This is a genomic window from Paenibacillus sp. J31P190 (genome assembly GCF_059692075.1).
This window is the reverse complement of the sequence record NZ_JCAUAS010000009.1, coordinates 223,653-243,296: the sequence shown is the minus strand read 5'-3', so window position 1 is coordinate 243,296 and position 19,644 is coordinate 223,653. Positions and strand designations below refer to the sequence as shown.

Below are 19,644 nucleotides of genomic sequence, written 5' to 3'. Positions count from 1 at the left end.
TAAGCACACTATCCATTCATCGCGGCAAAAAACCGACGCAGCTGGTGCATTTTCTCGATTATTGAAATAAACGAATAAAGGCCGACGAATATCGTCAGCCTCTCTCTTTTTCCAACTATTCATACTTGGTATTATTGATAACCTCGGTACGATGAACCATACGAATTACCATAGTTCGTTTGTTGTTGAGGTTGCTGCATATTTAAAGACTGAAAGCTGCTTTGAGCCGTTTGTTCAAGCTGTCTGCACAGCTGGGAAACGTGTTGTAATTGTTGAATAGCCATTTGGTGGCCTTGCAGCGCGGATTGAATGATTTGGACGGCTTTTTGTTCCCGTTGTGCTAGCTCTTCAAGCCTCAATGCGTTTTGCTGTTCTTGTTGAAGCATCTGTTGGTACATCTGTGAAGATTGTTGCGTTTGGTTTATGAGTTGTGCAATGATACCTTGTGTTTGTTGAAATTGGCTATTGATATTTTGGTCTTGATACATTGTAAATCCTCCTCAAATTTTGGATCTTAAGCTTCTACTAACTCAGGTCTTTTGATTTGTAGAGGCGGGGGCACAAGCCAGCCCTTTTCTTTACTTAGTCGAAGAGCCTTTAATCCGATAGCAGCCTTGGTGACATGGTACTTTGCAAAAAGAGCACCAACGTCTTCACGAATAGACTTGCCCATTACCTGACTGCAAGTGATCAGACCCGCCGCCAAATCAGCCGATACCATAGCTGCAATCTCGGGATCAGTGAATCTTGCCCCGATAGGTATCTCCTCTAGTTTCGCTTTCGGGCGATCAGGCTGTCCCGGATGAGGAACGATACCATTACTACTAAGAATTTCGTCGCACTCTTTAACTTCTAATTCGGCTTGGTTGATGACATCGCCGATGATTTCTTTTAAGTCCTTATCTCCAGCATGATAACTTAAAGCTCTATAACCCGAAATACATCCCTTCGCTGCCATGGAGAACTGCCAAACATCATAAACCTCCCCGTAATGCAAGGGCTCGTCCTTGGGTTTCCCACTTAAAATTCCCATTCAAACCTCTCCTTTCTTACCTTCTTTTTTGCAACCTTGTATAAGGTTTCTCTCCGGAGTGACTTTTATCCCAACAAAAACAAAAAAACCTGATTTCTCAGGTTTCCATCGATCTGCACTATTGGTTTGATTGACTAGGATTGGTTAAACCGCTCATTCTTTTGAACAATTCCTTATTGCATTGATATAACTCTCTAAAGAAAGCGTACTGCTCTTCGTAAACGGATCTGTTCTTCAAAATAGGCGTAATTGGCCTCTCAGCATGCTTCACCACGGTCTCACACGCTTCCTCAATTGAAGCATATACGCCTGCCCCTACTCCTGCCATCATAGCCGCGCCAATGCAGGCCTGCTCTTTCATAGTGGATGGAAATAACTCACAGTTTAGCACATCTGCAAGTATATGCAGCCATAAGGCACTTTTAGCTCCACCACCGGCCATCACGATTCGGTCAACTCTCACACCCAATGCCACCAATACCTCCAACCCATCGCGAAGCCCAAAAGCCACTCCCTCCATGACAGCCCGAACCAAATGGGCTTCATTGTGCTTTAGCGTTAAACCGAACATAGCTCCTTTGGCGAAAGGGTCCATATGCGGGGTTCGCTCCCCAGTCAAGTAAGGTAGGAAAATAAGCCCTTCTGATCCTGGGGGAACCTGAGCAGCACTTTCATCGAGTGATCTGCTATCCTTATTGTGGAGGATATTTTCTGTTAGCCATCTATGGGATAGGCCAGCATTCAGCATCGCCGCCATCATATACCATTTGCCTGGCGCTGCGTGGGTGAAGGTGTGAGTTCGCAGCAAGGGATCATAGGTAGGTGTTTTTACAGGGACAAACCATTGTCCACCTGTGCCCAACGTACACGAAGCCTGTCCCTGGTGTAAAATCCCATTGCCAATAGCCTGCATGGTTTGATCTGCGCCGCCAAAGACAACAACAGTACCTGCTGGAATGCCACAATCATTTGCTGCCTCCGTTGTCACCTTTCCTGCAACCTCCCAAGGCTCATGAACGGTTGGCAGCAGTTCCGGATCGATGCCGAGCTGTCCCAACAGCTCACTGGACCAACACTTATTGGCTACATCATAAGCTAATGTGCCTGATGCATCTGTTGACTCGGTTCCTACTTCGCCTGTAAGCCTATACCTGATATAATCCTTTGGCAGCATGACTTTCCAAATCTTTTCATATGTATCCGGTTCATTCTGCTTTAACCACAACAGCGATAAAAGCAGAAACCCGGTCGCAGCCCGGTTCTGTACTAGCTTGCCAATCTGCTCGATAGCATACATCGCCTCAAGCTGTTCTTTTTGTTTGATTGAACGCTGATCGCACCAAATAATCGCCGGCCGAAGTACTTGTCCGTCCATCCCTATCGCAACAAGCCCATGCATTTGTCCAGATAAGCCAATAGCGTAACGGTCGCTGCTACCTACTCCTGCTTGCCTGACAGATTCAGATAAGGTTTGTTGTACTGCCTCCCACCATAACTGAGGCTCTTGCTCCGCATAGCCGACCAAGGGCGAATGAATGTCATAACTTTGTTGAGATAAGCCTACCATCCGTCCCGAGGGGTCCATGGCAGCCGTCTTCACGCTGGAAGTCCCTAAATCTATTCCGAGAAGTGTTGTCATTATATATCCCCATCCATTTCTGAAAAGTTCAGCCTGTTTTTACTGACCAGTATGCTCATATCCCATCAGTGCCAGCATCTTGCATGAACAATTCTTCGACACTCAAGGTCGCTGTCCCTTTAGGAAAATTGGATAAGCGTGCGACATTTCGGTCTAAAACGTAAAAAAAGCCTCTCCATATCATCGAAAAGTGATGAGATCGAGAGGCTTTTTTGATGTTATAAAATAATAAAAACCCTTATACCAAGGGTTTCCGTGCTATGGGCCCAGAGGGACTCGAACCCCCGACCAATCGGTTATGAGCCGACCGCTCTAACCAACTGAGCTATAGGCCCAAAATAAAATTTGGTTGCGGGGGCAGGATTTGAACCTGCGGCCTTCGGGTTATGAGCCCGACGAGCTACCGGGCTGCTCCACCCCGCGTCATTAGCTGCCGCTCAACAGCGACAAAAATAAATATACACTAAATGCGCGGTCTAAGTCAAGCGTTAATTTCTAGGGTATTTCGTGTAAATTACGTGTTATAACGAACGCCAAATCGCCCTTTTTTGGACTTAAATACTTCCACTTCTTGTGGACATTCATAGCCGTAAATCCACCAATCCTCTTCCATTCTTTTCGCCAAGCAGCCCGCTTGAAACTTGGAATCGTATAATTTAGCCCAATATATCCAGTTCATTGCATTCACTCCGTTATGTTCATATCGTTAATCCTATCTTATCCAAAATAAGTCCAGCTTATGAGCACTCCTCCCCTAAGCAATGAGTTACCGCTCAATATAAAGCAAAAAAACTACTTGAAAGTGATCTAGAGATCAGGTCCAAGTAGCTTTTCGTTGAATTATCTATTGTTTGAAAGTAGTCAACAACCGTTTTACAGATTCACCATATTCGTTCGTGAATGTCTCAAATACTTTGACCTGAATCGGAAAGTCCAGTTGGTTGGATCTCGCATTTAGATTAATTGTGTTTGTTCCATTGTACAAACGTCCTTCGCCTGACAAGGCTTCAACTGATTTTCCAACCGGATTTCCAACATTATCGAATAATTCGAATGAGAGCTTGCTATTAAACTTATCTACGGTTACTTGCTTATCCGGTTTAATGTCCAGATCCAGCTTCAGTTTATAATCATACGTCATATTACCTTGGAAAATAGCTGAAATTGTCCAATCTTTAATAGTAATACCATACGGATACACGTTCAAAGTTTTGCTCGTTGGATCATTCTTCTGAACAGGTACTTTCGCCGTCGCAAGCAGTGATTTATAAGTCGTTTCTCCACTCACTTGTTGGCTGTAAAGGTTCATTTTCAGGCCTTCACCTTTTTCAGATGCTGGAAGTGCATACGAATAACTAACGACATACGAAGCATTAGGAACAACACTTAGTGCAGTAGCTTCCTGTCTTCTGCCTCCATATGCATAACCATCTTTACTAACAAGCTCCGTTTGGATTGCCGGAATTGGGATCGGACGGTCACTGTTGTTCGTCAGTTTAAACTTCGCCACTGCCGTATTAAAGCCATCGTCTTCATTACTTGTTACATGTAATTCAACCAGCGAAACATCGACATTAGAAGGAACGAATTTATTCGTAGAATCCAGTTTAACTGGTGTACCTAAGGTATATTCAGGGGCTGGAATGACTCCCTGCGTCACAGCTCCTGTAGGGAGAAGAATATTAACGCGTCCTACCCGATAGGTGTCTTCGCGGAACTTTCCATCACCCGTCGCAGTGGCAAAACTCTCTGGTGTCACTACATTCAAGCTAGTAAATTCCGTATCTAGATCTGTTGGAATGACAATATGAATATATTTCTTCTCACTTGGATCTAGTACGACGGAAGCTTCGGCGCGACTGCCGGAATAAACGTTATTTTCTGTTTTCCCATCAATCCCAAAGTTAGGTACGGTTTGACGTTCTTTGGTCGGATTCACAACTTGAATTTGGACAACTGTGGAAACGCCTTTGGCTGTGATTTCCTTATGAATGTCAACAGGTATGAATCCAAGGGATGAGCGCAAAGAAGGTAAGGTAAAAGCTTCTCCCCATTTAAGAATAGCGGTTGGTTTCGTTATGGTGCTGTCACTGCCATTCCATACGAAGCCAGAGTCAACTGCTACGGAAAGCAGTGTTGTTTCTTCTTTCGGGTACACTTCAAGATCTACATCTACAAAGCTGAGGTCTGTAAGAGCAACATCATCACTCCGCTCAACCGTCGTCAAGTAGCTGAGCTCCTGCTGGCTCTTGGGTTGTATGGATTTAGGGTTTTTGGCACTTGGCTGCAGCGTATATTCGATACCATCGGCCATCCGAACTCGCAGTTCATAGTCAGGTATACGAGAGATTTTACCACTCGTATTTTTAATTCGAATGACGGCACCCAATTTCGTTGAATCCGACTCGTGCTCATTGAGCATGCTTTTAATTTCGACCTCAATTTTATCCTTTAGTGTATAGCTTATACTTGTATTTGCTGCAACTGCTGCTGCCAAGTTCAGACCATCCGCAGCCCATGCAGGAAAAGATGCTGTAGTTAATAGTGCAGCTGATAGAACAATGGTTGCTAGTGATCTCTTCATCGTCTTGTTCACTTTTTTCTCCTCCAATTATAGGGATCTTTGAGCAGGAGCTCAGAGTCTCTCCTTTTTAAGCTTCTGTTAGTTACCAACTTTTATTTTATCTTGATCTTTTAGTTGATGTTGACCGGATATAACAAGAATTTCGTCTTCTTTGACTCCGGAAATAACTTCCTGATTGGTTTCATTCAATCGACCAAGTTCAACTTTACGTTTCTGTACCGTTTCACCATTCACAACAAAGACAAAATTATTACCGCCTTCGCGAACGATGCTAAGACTTGGAACGACAGGTACATTTTGCTCATCATCCTTGGTGAGTTCCACTTGTGCCTTTGAGCCTGGTTTCAGCTTGCCATCAGGATTCGGAACCTCCAATTCCAAATCATAAGCTTTGGATTGTCCGTTAATCACATCCGATAAGTAAATCACTTTGGCTCCGGCTTTCGTCGTTACCCCTGGTATGTAGAAAGTCAATTCGCTTTTGCCTCTAACAAGGTTAGCCGATGCTTCGGTAAGCTGGGATTTGATTTTGACCGGATTCGTCTGTTGAACTTCCCCTACGCGGCCACCTGGCGCTAACGTTTGACCGACAGTAATATTAAGATCCGTTAACACGCCGGAAGCAGGTGCTTTTACCTCAAGATTGCTAAGGGTCCTCTCAATATTCCGAGCATTTACTTGCGCTGTTTCTAAACTAGTCTCTACTTGTGCGAGTGAATTCGTCTCTTGCAATGTTTTCAGTGATCTACGTGCGCTTGCTAAATCTTTCTTTTTATTACTAAGCGCCGTTTCCGCCTGCTCTAGTTGAGATTTCGTTGCTGTGCCTAGATCATATTCATTGCGAACCGTGTTGTAGGCTTTCTCTAGATCACTAACGGCGGTCTCCAACTTAGAAACGCCATCCTTGGCATCTTCAATCCCGTTCGAATTCCTCTGTTTAGCCTCTGTAAGTCCTGCTTGCGCACCTTTTATATTAACAGAATTCAAATCCTTCTGTATCAAAACATCCGTTGGATCCAAACGGAAAAGCACATCGCCCTTCTCTACGATATCTCCGCGTTTCTTCACGATTTCAATGACTTCGCCACCAGACTTCGCGACAATATCTAATTGAACGGATGATACTACGTCTCCGACTTGTTCAACAGGCTCACCAATCTTTTGCTTGACAATTTTGGCCGTTTTTACTACCTTAACCCCTTGCTCTGCTGCAGCAGTTGTTGCTGCTGGGCTTGCTGCTGGTGATGCGGAACATCCTGCGGCTATCGCCGCGCTGAGCGCGACGACACCGAATAATTTAGTACTCTGTTTAATCATAAACAACTGACGTTTCATATTCGTTTTCTCCTTTTCCCCTGTTTAGCTTATTGGAGGGCAGATGTTGCTTGCTCCGATTGAATAGAATTCGACTTTCCTTTTTTCTTGAAGAGGCGGCCTTCTCTTTTCTTAAATAAGATCTCATACATAATAGGCACAATTACGAGTGTTAGCAGCGTTGAAGTTGTAAGACCACCAATAACAACGACAGCCAAACCTTTGGAAATAATCGTTCCTTTGGATAATCCAAGTCCAAGAGGCAATAATGCAATGATTGTTGCTCCAGCCGTCATGATAATAGGTCTTAACCGCGTAATTCCCGCTTCAATAAGGGAGTCACGAATCGAATAATTTTGTTCTCTAAGCTGTTGTACGCGGTCTACGAGTACAATCGCGTTCGTTACAACGATACCGATCAGCATGAGGAAACCGATGAGCGAAGTTACATTGATCGATTCGCCCGTTACTAGGAGTCCCAAAAGGCCACCAATTGCTGCAAGCGGCAGTGAAAACAGAATGGCAAGCGGTGCTCTAGCGTTTCCAAAGGCAATAACCATAACCATGTAAACAATAAAGATGGAAGCGATGATGGCCATAAACATCTGCATAAAGCTTTTATTAATATCATCGGATACGCCCTTCACTTCCCTAGTAACGCCTGAAGGAAGTTCTAACTTGGCTAACTCTTCCGTAATTTTCTTGCTGACGCCGCCTTTATCCGTGGCATCAATTTTCGCTTTTACACTGACGATTTGCTCTTGGTCTTCACGACTAATGTTATTTGGCGCTTCAATCTGTTTGACTCGTGCGACTTCATTTAACTGAATCGTTTGACCTGTAGGAGTCTTAACTAGGAAAGTACCCAGTTTATCCACAGAGTTTTTGTAAGCAGGATTCAACATAACTTTGGTAGCATAGGTGACGTTATTAAATTTAAGATCGCCAAGCTTCTCTTCCGCAATCCAAGCGTTGACCGATTGTAAGATTTGAGCACTCGAGAGTCCATACAACCGTGCTTTGTTTTGATCTACTGTAATCTCTACTTCGGTTTTGGAATCACTCAAGCTATCTTTAATATCGTTAAGCTCAGGGAACTCCTTCAACTTGTCTTTAACCAACTGCGATGCTTGCTTGAGATAAAGCTGGTCATCCCCTTTAAGGGAGTAAGAGAAATCGGATCCAGTTGAGGTAGGAGGTCCACCGGTAAACAATTGTATATTCGCATCGGATCCTGGAGGCATCAGTTTCAACATATCTTCCTTGTACTTTTTGACACCTTCCGTCGCATCAGTTTCTGCTGTTAGCTCGAAAAACATCATCGCTCTATAAGCATATCGGTCACTGCTCTGGTTGTAACCTACAAGGGATTCAATATACTTGAATGCGGGTTTGCCAGCTTTGTCCGTATGTAATTTCAAGTCTTTTTCAAGTTCTTTGGCCTTCTCATTCATCATTTCGATGGATGTTTCTCGCGGCATTTTAATCTCGATAACCCCTTGTTTAACGGCTTCACTATTGGGCATGAAAGCCACCGCTAAATTAGGAACTGTAATGATGATCGAGAGTATAAGGGCAACACCAGCCATCAATAATGTTTTGATGCGGTTATTTAGTGACCATATAATCGCTTTTTTGTATTTCTCGGCCATAGGTCCCACGTGATTATCATCGTGATTGGTAAGCTTCTTGCTTCGAAGTACCATTAGCTTCGCAAGCATCGGGATCACCGTTAATGCAACGATCAATGAAGACATCAAGGCAACGACAAGTGTAATTGCAAAAGGACGGAATACTTCACCAACTACCCCGCTAACAAATCCGATGGGACCAAATACAGCCACTGTTGTAATTGTAGAGGAAGTAATCGCACTAGAAACCTGTTTTGTCGCTAATTTAATAACAGATTCGTTACGCTCTTGAGCTCTTTGCAATTGACTGTAGATATTCTCAATAACGACGATACTGTCGTCCACGACCCGCCCGACGGCAATGGCCATTCCTCCTAACGTCATGATATTAAGGGAAATGCCTAGAGGTCCCATGACGAGTAACGTAACAAGAATCGAAAGAGGAATCGAAACAAGTACGATGATCGTCATACGTATATTACGCAGGAAGAGCAAGATCATTAATGAGGCAAGCACTGCGCCTAATCCGCCTTCTTGCACCATACCGTGGATGGAGTCTTTAATATCGTTGGCTGAATTATAAATTTTGTGGAATTTCACGCCAGGCAGCGTTTGTCCCCAATCTGTCATCAGCTTATCTGCACTATCTGCAAACTCTACAGCATTCGCTGCTTTCGTTTTGTAAAGCAGTACGCCAATGGCTGGTTGATCATCTAATCTTGCAATGAACTTGGACTCGCTGATAGCTTCAACTTTAGCAATTTGTTTGAGAAGAAGCGTATCGCCTGTTTTCGTTGTGATTTTCAAATTATCCAAATTGTAAATCGTATCCATTTCACCTTTGACTCGAACCATCTGCGTGTTTCCATTGAAATCTACCGTACCCGCAGGGCTAGATACCAATGAGGCTTTGATCAAACCCGAAACATCTGCTGGCGTTAGACCATAATTATTTATTGCAGGCGCATCCAGCTTAATGGTAAGTACGGCATCCTGATTGCCTACAGAATCGATATGATCGATCCCTTTAAGCCCATTAAAGCCAGGAAGAATCGTATCTTTGTAGGCTTTATCCAGCTCGGTTTGGTTCATTCCCGCCTCACCATAAACCGCTAAGTAATAGACCGGTTCGGAAGAAAAGCCTGCTGTTAACACTTTAGGCTTCTCAGAGCCTTGAGGCAGCTTAACATTGGAGATCAGGCTCTCCACATCTTTCTTAACATCTTCAGGCTTCTTGTCTTGGTCTAACTCCAGGATAATCTGTGAATAATTGTCCTGTGATCCGGAGCTCAGGGTTTTGAGTCCATCCAGCCCTGCGACAGCCTTCTCTAGCGGCTTTGTAATTTCATCCAGCACATCCTTCGGAGGTGCTACATATGTAGTGCTAATAATGACGACCGGAAATGTAATATCTGGCATACTTTCTACCTTTAATGTGGTTGTAGAAAACGTTCCTCCTACGACCAACAGCAGCATGACGATGAAAACCGCTGCCACATTTTTCATTGAAAACTCGGTTAACTTGGACATTCTCACTTCTCCCCTATCACCAGCTTTAATACCTACATCCTTCGTGCTCACTCAATTATCATACTTGGAATTTCTTAACAAAACATAAACTAGAATTGAAAATTTTATGTTTTTTCCCGGTCAGCATTTATTATAGCTCTTCATTTTGATAAAAACAGGTGAGTGAAGTCATATTCCAGTCATATATTGGTCATATGAGCAGCTAAACACTTATGACTTCTTGTGACCAAAATGAAAAAAGCGAAGGCTGAATGCCCTCGCTTCAAATAATGAATTAGTCCGTTGTGATAAACCAATCAGCTTTCTGTGTGGCCAGCAGCTTTCTCTGACCTTGAAACTCGTCATAAATACTGAGTGTATACTTCTCTAAGAATTTGGTGTTATAAATGAGACCCGGATCTGGATTTGTAATCTTGAAATTCTCTCGCTTACCGAGACGCATCTTCGTATCTTCATCAGCGGTTGAGTCCCCGTTGATAACGTCGAAATCTTTGAAATCAAACTTTTTCTCAAATCGTTTAATCCCACCGCCATCTTCAAAAACAAGCAGCAAGTTATGGCCTTCGGTATTAATTTCTGTCAGTTTTTCTTTGGTCAACTCGTAGTTGAATTTTATCGTAAATACTTTATCCTCAATCGATGTCCCAATTTTATCAATCGTAATGGTGTAGGGGAATAATTCGACATTTTTAAGCGTTGTCGCAACATTCGTCTTCTCATCAGGCAGCCAGTAGGAAACTGGGTTCACATAGGAATCCGCGACGGCTTTCTCCCCTTCTGACAACTTCCCTTCTGTCACTGCTTCTCCAAGAAGTAAGCTCAAATTTGCTGTCGTGTAACCTTTTGGCACAGAAGCCCATACATTTAATAACGCTTTTCCAGTTGGACTAATCTTGTTCTTTACTTCAGCAACAGTTGCCGGGAAAACCGTTCCATCCGATGATCGGAAATTGGCGACGAATTTAGATACATTCGTGAAACGCTTCTCCAAATTGGTTGCTTCCACCATAGCGGAGTACATGATATTCGTTTTATCCTCATAAGTGGATACACTTCGAACTACATACTTCGCTTTACGCCCAATATCATTGGATGTATAGGACTGTCCCATACCAATGAAAGGAATGGCCTGAAGCTCCGCCTGTGTGGAAAACTCCAGCACATCCGTTGCTGCAGTACTGCTTGTACCAGTACCCGTTCCTGTTGGAGGCGTTTCTCCTTCATTCTCTTGAAGAACTAATTTAATTTGAGAAAATTCATACGTATATGGCACTTTACCAGCAATTTGCAAATTAACGCTCGCTCCTGCTCCCAATCCGATTACTTTAGCCGTCTGAATGAGCTTGGCATCGATTTTCACAGCGCCATCAAGAAGGAAATACCCTGATAATTTCGGGATAGGAAGTGACTCCTCACCTTTATTACTTAGTGTCAAATCGGCCGTTAACAGATCTTGATCTTCCCAAGGCAGTCGGTGCAATCCATTAAGCTGCGTTGTATAAATACCTGATTTACTTGTGAAGGAATACTCCTTACCTACAGAGCCGCCTTCTTGCTGCGTAACGGCAGGCAGCCCAAAATTCGCAACGGAAACATTCAATTTCAAGTCAGGAATTGTTTCTGCAACTGCCAATTGCCAAGCTTCCGCGGAAACGGCTACCGGAATAGAACCGGATAGCTGAATTTCTTTGCTTTCCTTCGGATTGATCTTCAAATCTTTCAATCCTTTGGCTTCCAGCGGATAAAGCAGACCTTCTTTCGTGCGAATCGAGAAGAGGTATGAAGGAATCGTAACGGTATGATTGCCAACGTTCTCTAAAGTCAAATATACGGTGGGAACGTGATATTTTTCATTCTTGTTGCTGACAAACTTTTTAATTGAAGCTTTCACGTTGGTTCCATTGACAGAAATTGCTGCAGCACCATCTGAAGGCGTAACATCTGTATAGGTATCCGGTACAGCGACTTCACCCAGGACACGTTCAAAATTGGACTGGCTAAAATCCCATTTGATAAATTGGACAACGAGATCTTGCAAGTTCGTGCTAGTATTAACGGTCGCATAGAACGTTAAATCTGTTGTTGAACCGGGAGCAATCCGGTTCTTATCCTTATCTGCAGGCAGCAAGCGTGCTGAAAATTGATTGCCGGATTTGCTTTTCAAACGAACCCAATAATCAATAAATTGCAGCTCACTGCTCCCTTCGTTATGAATCGTAATGGTAAATGTCGCGAGCTTGCCGCTTTGATCAGGCAAAACATGGATCTGTTTCAATTCAAAATAACTGCTGCCTGTGATGGAAACTTTTCCGATGGTCGTAGATATAGCGTATGGACTGCTATCCGCCAAAACGGGCGTTACAGCTCCGAGCGCCAATGCGGCAGACAAGGCAATGGTTGCCAAGCGATAGCGTTTCTTGATGTACATGATAATGAGCTTCCTCCTTCATAATATGATCCTATTTGAAATTCCAGCCTGCCTTAGCCAGCAGGTACAGCCTGTTGTATCATCGGGTTCATAGGCGTATTCGGATTTTCCTTCATTTGTTTGAGCATCGCATCCCCCTGGGTTTGCCATTGCTTAAGTGCTTCGCGAGCAGTCGTTTTCCCTTGAATGACACTCATAAACTGAGTATGACCAATTTCTTGTACCTGATAAATGTTAGGATTAGTGCGATAAATTTTCATGTTATTATCCATTGGAGCAGGTGTCACATTGTAGAAAGCTTCCATATGGAAGTCCAATCCATCTTTGGGCTTCAAATATTTGGAGCGGGCAACTAAGTTATAGGAGCTATGAGATTTCAATTTTGCCCAATCTTCGCCATTAATGAATTTTATGAATTTCCAAGCATCATCAGGGTTTTGCGCTTTGGCATTTATACCCATAATACCATTCATATAGATGGATCCGCCAACACCTTTTGCTTCCGGGTGGGAAGGGATCGTTACAACATCCCATTCGATTGGTGTATAGCTTTTAAAATTGGCTGCATTTTTGTTTGCATTCGTAAGCTGTTGAATTTGACCATAATTGATAATCGCCATAGCCAATCGGCCTGACATGAAATCATCATACGCAAAAGGGTTATTTTGATCATACTGACGGTTCATTTGCTTTTGCGGATCCATCATCTCTGGGAACACTTTATCTTTTTGCATTTGAGCCATTTTTGTCCAAACTTTTTCCCATTGGTCCGTATCCACCGTCATTTTCTCACCGGCATCATCAAACATTTTCAATTGCAGTGGAGCTGTGTACATTTGCATGCCATAGAACAAATCTCCGCCTTGAGATTGCGTTGTAAATGAGAAACCATTGATTCGACTCTCTCCTTCCCCTTTAACAAGGCGTTTGGAAAGATCGAACGTCTCATCCCATGTCATCCCATCCTTCGGAAAATCGACTCCCGCATCTGTGAACATTTTCTTGTTATAAATGAGTGCCGAAGAGCTGAATGTCGGAGCAAGTGCGTAAAGCTTCCCGCCGCCTGCATTTTTCATGCCATCGATAACCGCCGGAACGATTCCTGCGGTGTCGAATTTATCTTTCGTTATTCGTTGATCCAGCTGTGTGAGCATGTTGCTTTCAATCATTTCCGGCAGCTGTTCATATCCAAGCATAACCACATCCGGCGGATTATCACCCTGCATCACTTCCTTCAGCTTCTCCATCGGATCGGGCATTTTCTCACCAGGTTGAATGTTGCCATAACGGTACTTCTCATCCATCGTTGGAATCATTTCAATCTTAATATTGGGATTGGCGAATTCAAATATTTCGGTGAATTGTTGTCTGAAATACTCATCATCACCTCCGTACATCATAGAAGTCGCGATCTTAAGCACGCGCTCCTGTTTATCATCGGTTTTTTCCCCCTTGGTACAAGCAACAGCTAGTGGAGCTACCATAACCAGCGTTAAGGTTGTAGCAAGCATTTTACGTGATAACTTTTTCATTTTGATTTTCCTCCAACGGTTTGTGAATTTGATTCAATTCGTTCGATATCTTCACTCGTAGATAAATCTTTCGGTGCTTTAATCATAATTTTCTCGCCGTCAAACTCCATCGTAGCTTTACCGTCAATCTGCAGAGCGTTCAAGTAAGCCTTCGGAACCTGCAATCGTCCCGCACGGTCTAGCACCACATATTCCTCATGGTCTTCACTTGTGAGCCCAGCCGATGTTCCATCAAGCGCCGAAAACGAAGGATTGCGGGCAATAAACTCCGAACTTGTCATACCGTCTCGAATGGCAACGACTCGCCCTACTTTGCCTGCCATGGACATATCGTGGGTAACAATGACAATCGTCACTCCCAATTCTTTATTCAGCCGTTGGAAAATAGAAAGAATCATATCCGCCGTCTTCGTATCCACCGACCCCGTTGGTTCATCCGCTAACAGCAAACGCGGACGGTTTGCAAGCGAAATCGCAATAGCCACGCGCTGTTGTTCCCCACCGGACAGTTCTTGCAGCTTGTTATTCAAGCGGTGGCTGAGGCCCACCCATCCAAGCAACTGTTTCGCGTAGACAGGGTCATAGTTCCCGCTGAGCATCATTGGCATTTCCACATTCTCGAGCGCGGTGAGGTAAGAGACAAGATTGCGCGCATTATTTTGCCAGATGAAGCCGACCGTATGTCGTTTGTAATCAACCAGCTGCTTATCGGTAATCTTCAATAAATCCCAATCACCGACTTTCACTTGACCTGCGGAAGGGCGATCAAGCCCCCCTAATATGTTCAGCAATGTGGACTTGCCGCTTCCGCTATTCCCGATAATGGCCATAAGCTCACCGGCATCGATCTGAATGTTTAGCCCTTGCAAAGCGACAACTTCTATCTCGTCTGTTTTATAAATTTTGACTAAGCCTTCGCAAGTAATCACGCTATTTCTCCTCTCCCAGCTTCACAGCCTGATGAACGCGCAGCCTTCTAATGTGTAAGAACAACAGCAGCGCCCCTGTTATCATCATGAAAGCAACCACGAAATATAGCTGATAGGTGTCTTTGGAATCGAAAACAACTCGGAACGGCGGCACCTGCGTCTTCACATTCTGGGAAGTTTGAAGGAAAGGCAGGAAGAAATAACTCGTTAATTTACCAATTCCGATGCCTAGCGCGATGGACAACCCAGCTGTAAAGCCTTGCTCTAGGAGCAACATGCCAGTTAATTGTTTGCGGGAAAGCCCCATGGCGCGAAGCACTCCAAACTGTACAACTCTGCTGGATAAATTGAAGAACCAATACAGCATATAGCCGATTAAGGACACGATCACTGAGACAAGAAAGCCCAGGCTAAGAATGCCAAAGACGCCGCCTCTTGCTGGAAGCTTCTTCTGAATAATGAGCTCGTTACGAACATCCTTCACGGAAGCTAGCTCAATCCCTTTGGCTTGCAGAGATGCAACAATCGGTGCAACTTTAGCGTCAGGTTTCATTTTGAGCCATACTTCATAGGGAGTAATAGGTGCCTGATCATATATATAATCCAAATTTGCTATGAAAAATGGAGCCTGATCCGGATATTGACTCGGCCAATATGGCAGGATACCAACAATCACGAATTCCACAGGCTGCTGACCGATGGTTATCGAAAGCAAATCACCCGCTTTAAGCGCATATTTGCTTGCATAATTCGAAGGTATGATGACAGCTTGCTCATAGCTTCCTAGTAAATTCAGGTATTGATTCGGATGTGCTGGGAACAAATCGGGACGGAACCAAGCTACTTTGGCAAAATCGGCATTATCGATTCCCATGATCATTCCCTGACCGGTTGATTTACCAGAAACAACAACGTTTCCTTTCATTTGCAAAACTCTGGCCGCAGCCTGGACGCCCTCAAGATCACGGAACATTTGAAAGGGCGGCTCGACGTAACGAATCTTGGAAGGTGTCTCCTCTCCAGGTTTCGGGCCACCTTGACCTTGGCCTCCACCCGCTCCAGAGCCACCGCTGCCTCCGTTATTACCTCCGGCACCAGATGTCCCGCCCCCCTGTGCTCCACCGCCGCTTTTCCCTGCGTTCGGATCCTTCGGCAGGTCGTCTGAGAATCCTTCCCATACGGTTTGCAGCACAACATCGGTACCATATTGGTACATGATCCTCTCCGTCGAGTTCAGATCGATCGTACGTGCAGCCGAAGAATTGTACACGCCTAGGCCGAGCGTAAGAATGAGCAGAAGCATGAGCGGGTAGTAGGATTTGGCTGAGCGTGAAAGCTGAACAAGCGTCAAATATAGCGGCACGGGCAGGAATTTCCGTCCAAGCCAGCCGAACAATCGCAGCAACCACGGAAAAATGCGCAGAAAGAAAAGTCCTAGCGCAAAGATCGAGAGTGCTGGAACGAAAAACAGCAGCGGATGAACCTGTAATTGATCGGTCGTTAGCCCTGTTTGTACGGACAATACTTGGCGTTGATCAAATAAGTAGAAGCCGTAGCCAACAAGTCCTAACAGCACGATATCGATGAACCACCGCTGCCATAGTGGCGAGCGATCTGACCTTGCGAGCTGCTGCTTATAGTTGACGATCGAAGATCTTGCGAAAAGGACAGCTGGAATCACACTGGCAAGAATAGCAATCAGAACAGCGAGCCCGCCGTAGAGCATCGCCTCATTCGTAAAACTAACAGGAATTGATTTACGATCAACGAACGTAAGAAATCCGCTGGAAGAGCCGATACTTTTGGCCATGAACCAGCCCATGAAGGGTCCAATCAGCAGTGCAATCGCCCCAAGTAATAAACCTTCCAGAAAGTATATTCCCACAATTTGCTTCGTGCTGCCCCCACGGCTTCGCAGGATGGCAATCACACCACGCTGTCGATCAAGCGATTGTCTGGCATTCATCACAATGTAGTAGAAAACCATCGCAATCATTGGTGCCGCTAATGTGAATAATAAAATCTGCATCTGTAGACTTTGAGCTTTAAATTCAGTAAGAATCGGCTTGAACGAAACATCTACCTTTGTATTCTTAAGTTTTTGGAACAAATTGATATCCAGACGCTCCAAACGGTTCTCAAGTGGCGATAATTGACTAGTTTGGATATTCCGCAGATCGAATGCATAATACCAATTGGCCAGCTGAAGCGGAATCTTCTTCTCCGTCAACAACGTTTTCATGAAAACATCATCATGAATAATAAGTGCGTTTACTAACCCTTCTAAGCCTTGAAACCAATAAGCACTCGTTTCATTTTTGGGTTTGAAGGAACCAACGATCTTCACTTTTAACAATTGACTGCCGCCTGCACCCGAGACTGAATAACTGAATATATCCCCTACATGCAGATCGTTTCGAAACAAAGCTTCTTCTAAGACTACAGCTTCCAATATCCCATTCTGCACTTGCCCAGAAGCCATCTGGCCGATTGACCATTCAACCTGATCGGTTAATCCGCTTAATGTCGTTAATGTCATTTGTCGGCGTTTACTAGGGTCTGCTTTAGTCCCATCTGCGGGAGCTAGCTGCGCTCCTTTGATGGTATAGCTTCTTGCATAGGTCTGTAATGGAAAGCCAACATCTTTCGGAATTTCATCTTGTATATACACATTGACGTCATTGAGCTCTGTAAGCCCTGCACGTTCTGTCCCAACAGCTTGATAGCGCATGAGCAGTGAGCCTGCTGGAAGTCCCTCGCTCTTTTCTTCTAACGATTTGGCGACGACTCGCTTCAGTGACCCATCGGCATACATCGGAATGCTCGTGGTAAAAGCAACAGCCATCACTAGTCCAAGCAGGGTGCTGAGCGTTAGCCAGCGGGTATTCCACATTTTCCGAAATAAAAACCGCAGCATCGGCATGGACATTAGCGACCCACTACTTTCTGCCCAGCTGTGAGACCTTTAACAATCTCCACATCCGTTGATGTCTGCTGACCGATTTCCACGTCCACTTCCTTCTTATTTCCTTGATTATCAATGACTTGGACATAATTCCGACCCGAATACGAGCGAAGTGCAGCCAGAGGGATCGTCGTGGCGTTTTCTTTTCTTTGTGTAATAATCGTGACACTTAGCGGTGTTCCTCGATTCAGCCCTTTTGGAAACTCACTAAGCTGAACGACCAAATAATTATCAATTGTATCCTGCTCACCTTGCCCACCTTGGCCAGGAAACCCGCCGTTATTATTGTTGTTACCAGCTTGCGGATTCGGAAGCTGCTTCACTTTCCCTTTGTGCTGGCCAGCCGAATTAATATCCACCTGCACGTCCATACCAATAGCTACTTTCTTCGCATCATCTGCGCTAATACTTGCGGCCACAGATAGTTCATTCAAATCGGCGAGAGTCGCAACGGATTCACCGGACTTCACGGTATCGCCTTTCTTGGCAGTTACAGTGACAATGGTTCCGCTGAACGGAGCGAGCAGCTGCGCTTTACCAACTTGTGTTTCAAGCTTGGTCAGTTCTTCCCGCTTTAACTCAAAATCAATCTTTGCCTGCTCGATTTGCTCAGGCGACATTTCATCCGCTTTACGTAGTGTTTCGATCATCGTAAGCTCATCCTTACGTGTTTGAAGCTTCTTTCGCTTCAGATCGCTCGCCATATCCGATACGTCAAGCTCCGCGATCGGCTGCCCTTTTTCGACGGAATCCCCATTCTTCACAAGAATGGCACTGATCCGTTTGGCGGACATATCTTCGGAGAAAAACAGCTTCTCCTCTTGCAAAGCCATTAAACGCCCACTCCCTCTCACTTTCGTTTCAAGGGTTTCCGTTTTCACTGTGTATTCAGGCTTTTTGGAAAGCTTAGGTGGATTAATCGTCGGAAGCGATTCTTCTTCCTGCTCCTTAGGCAAAAGTGAACACCCAGACGCAAATAGTATTGTTGAACATACAAGAAGTGCAGCTAATGGCTTCATCGTCCAATTACGTGACGAATCTTCCGTCCACCATTTCGTAAACATGATCGGCAACCTCCAAAATTGTAGGGTCATGAGTTGTCATACATATCGTGACTTGCTCTGCTTTCATAATGCTGCGGAAAACGGACATAATCTGCGCACCCATTTGCGAATCCAGCTCAGCTGTTGGCTCATCCGCCAAAATAAGGGAAGGCCGATGCGCAATCGCCTTTGCAATCGCCACACGCTGCTGCTCACCGCCGGAGAGCTCGTAAGGACGATGGTGCATCCGCTTGCCAAGCCCAACGAGCTCCAGGCAATGCTTCACTCGCTCTTTCCACTGGGAATGCGGAATACTCGCCATTCGCAGCGCTAGCTCGACATTTTCCCAAGCAGACAGCAAAGGCATTAAAGCATAAGATTGAAAGATAAAACCAATTTCCTTACGACGTATCAACGTCCGTTCATCGTCACTGCTGAGATGAAAGGCATGCTCTTGAAATAAAATCTCCCCCTCATTCGGCTGATCGAGCCCCCCAATTAAATTAAGCAGCGTTGTTTTCCCAGAGCCGGATCGGCCTTTGAGCATGACAAGCTGCAGCGGTTTGAGCTCCATCTCAATCCCTTTCAGTACCTCTAACTTCTGGCCTCCAACTTGAAAGGAGCGGTGTACACCACTGACCGATAATAGTGGAGAATGAAGTTGGCTGTGACGAGAAAAGCGTTCATCCGAATGCGGCTCCTCATCGATAGCCAAAGCGTCAATTGCGCTTCTTTTACGAAACCAGCTTGCCATTTGGTATAACTTCCTTTCATTTCCAAACTGTATGTATGATAAAATAGACGGCAGATCTTTCCAAAAGGTTTCATGAAACTGAAAATTTCCTGAAAGCTTTTTGACGATGTATCCGTTTGTATGAATCTATTAAAATATACTATGAAATGGAAAATTCATCCATACAACGAATTGCCTATTTATAATAGCCCCGCTTCTTCATCGCTAATCCCTCCTTCATCCTTACATTTGTAGGATAAAGCAGTTTTTTTAAGAAAAAAGC

General features: G+C 44.6%; 13 protein-coding genes and 2 tRNA genes. All 15 read right to left on the bottom strand.

Annotated elements, in window-relative coordinates:
• Nucleotides 1–131: 131 nt before the first annotated feature.
• Nucleotides 132–488, bottom strand: coding sequence for a hypothetical protein (locus tag AC58U0_RS18145; RefSeq protein WP_497380375.1), 357 nt, complete (start codon nucleotides 486–488; stop codon nucleotides 132–134).
• Between the two features lie 26 nt (nucleotides 489–514).
• On the bottom strand, nucleotides 515–1,033 hold the full coding sequence (locus AC58U0_RS18140) for a DUF3231 family protein (protein ID WP_497380374.1): 519 nt from the start codon (nucleotides 1,031–1,033) through the stop codon (nucleotides 515–517).
• A 118-nt stretch (nucleotides 1,034–1,151) separates the two neighbouring features.
• Nucleotides 1,152–2,672 carry a xylulokinase gene (xylB, locus tag AC58U0_RS18135; protein ID WP_497380373.1) on the bottom strand — a complete coding sequence of 507 codons (1,521 nt, stop codon included), beginning with the start codon at nucleotides 2,670–2,672 and terminating at the stop codon, nucleotides 1,152–1,154.
• A gap of 261 nt (nucleotides 2,673–2,933) precedes the next feature.
• Nucleotides 2,934–3,007 (bottom strand) — tRNA-Ile (locus AC58U0_RS18130).
• An 11-nt stretch (nucleotides 3,008–3,018) separates the two neighbouring features.
• Nucleotides 3,019–3,095 (bottom strand) — tRNA-Met (locus AC58U0_RS18125).
• A 91-nt stretch (nucleotides 3,096–3,186) separates the two neighbouring features.
• Nucleotides 3,187–3,351 carry a hypothetical protein gene (locus AC58U0_RS18120; protein WP_164484139.1) on the bottom strand — a complete coding sequence of 55 codons (165 nt, stop codon included), beginning with the start codon at nucleotides 3,349–3,351 and terminating at the stop codon, nucleotides 3,187–3,189.
• A gap of 165 nt (nucleotides 3,352–3,516) precedes the next feature.
• Entirely contained in the window at nucleotides 3,517–5,268 is a 1,752-nt protein-coding gene (locus AC58U0_RS18115) for a hypothetical protein (protein ID WP_497380372.1), read from the bottom strand.
• Nucleotides 5,269–5,334: 66 nt separating this feature from the next.
• Nucleotides 5,335–6,591, bottom strand: a complete 1,257-nt coding sequence (locus AC58U0_RS18110) for an efflux RND transporter periplasmic adaptor subunit (RefSeq protein WP_497380371.1) — start codon at nucleotides 6,589–6,591, stop codon at nucleotides 5,335–5,337.
• Between the two features lie 29 nt (nucleotides 6,592–6,620).
• Entirely contained in the window at nucleotides 6,621–9,731 is a 3,111-nt protein-coding gene (locus tag AC58U0_RS18105) for an efflux RND transporter permease subunit (protein ID WP_497380370.1), read from the bottom strand.
• 274 nt (nucleotides 9,732–10,005) lie between these two features.
• Complete coding sequence (locus AC58U0_RS18100; protein WP_497380369.1) at nucleotides 10,006–12,159, bottom strand: hypothetical protein; 2,154 nt, start codon at nucleotides 12,157–12,159, stop codon at nucleotides 10,006–10,008.
• 53 nt (nucleotides 12,160–12,212) lie between these two features.
• Nucleotides 12,213–13,691, bottom strand: a complete 1,479-nt coding sequence (locus tag AC58U0_RS18095) for an ABC transporter substrate-binding protein (protein ID WP_497380367.1) — start codon at nucleotides 13,689–13,691, stop codon at nucleotides 12,213–12,215.
• Nucleotides 13,688–14,620: an ABC transporter ATP-binding protein gene (locus AC58U0_RS18090; RefSeq protein WP_497380366.1), complete on the bottom strand. Its 933-nt coding sequence runs from the start codon at nucleotides 14,618–14,620 to the stop codon at nucleotides 13,688–13,690. The genes AC58U0_RS18095 and AC58U0_RS18090 overlap by 4 nt, the downstream gene beginning before the upstream one ends.
• Nucleotide 14,621: 1 nt before the next feature.
• Nucleotides 14,622–17,549: an ABC transporter permease gene (locus tag AC58U0_RS18085; protein WP_497380365.1), complete on the bottom strand. Its 2,928-nt coding sequence runs from the start codon at nucleotides 17,547–17,549 to the stop codon at nucleotides 14,622–14,624.
• Nucleotides 17,549–18,649, bottom strand: a complete 1,101-nt coding sequence (locus AC58U0_RS18080; RefSeq protein ID WP_497380364.1) for an efflux RND transporter periplasmic adaptor subunit — start codon at nucleotides 18,647–18,649, stop codon at nucleotides 17,549–17,551. The genes AC58U0_RS18085 and AC58U0_RS18080 overlap by 1 nt, the downstream gene beginning before the upstream one ends.
• Entirely contained in the window at nucleotides 18,612–19,382 is a 771-nt protein-coding gene (locus tag AC58U0_RS18075; RefSeq protein WP_497380363.1) for an ABC transporter ATP-binding protein, read from the bottom strand. Before AC58U0_RS18075 ends, AC58U0_RS18080 begins: the two co-directional genes overlap by 38 nt.
• Nucleotides 19,383–19,644 lie beyond the last annotated feature (262 nt).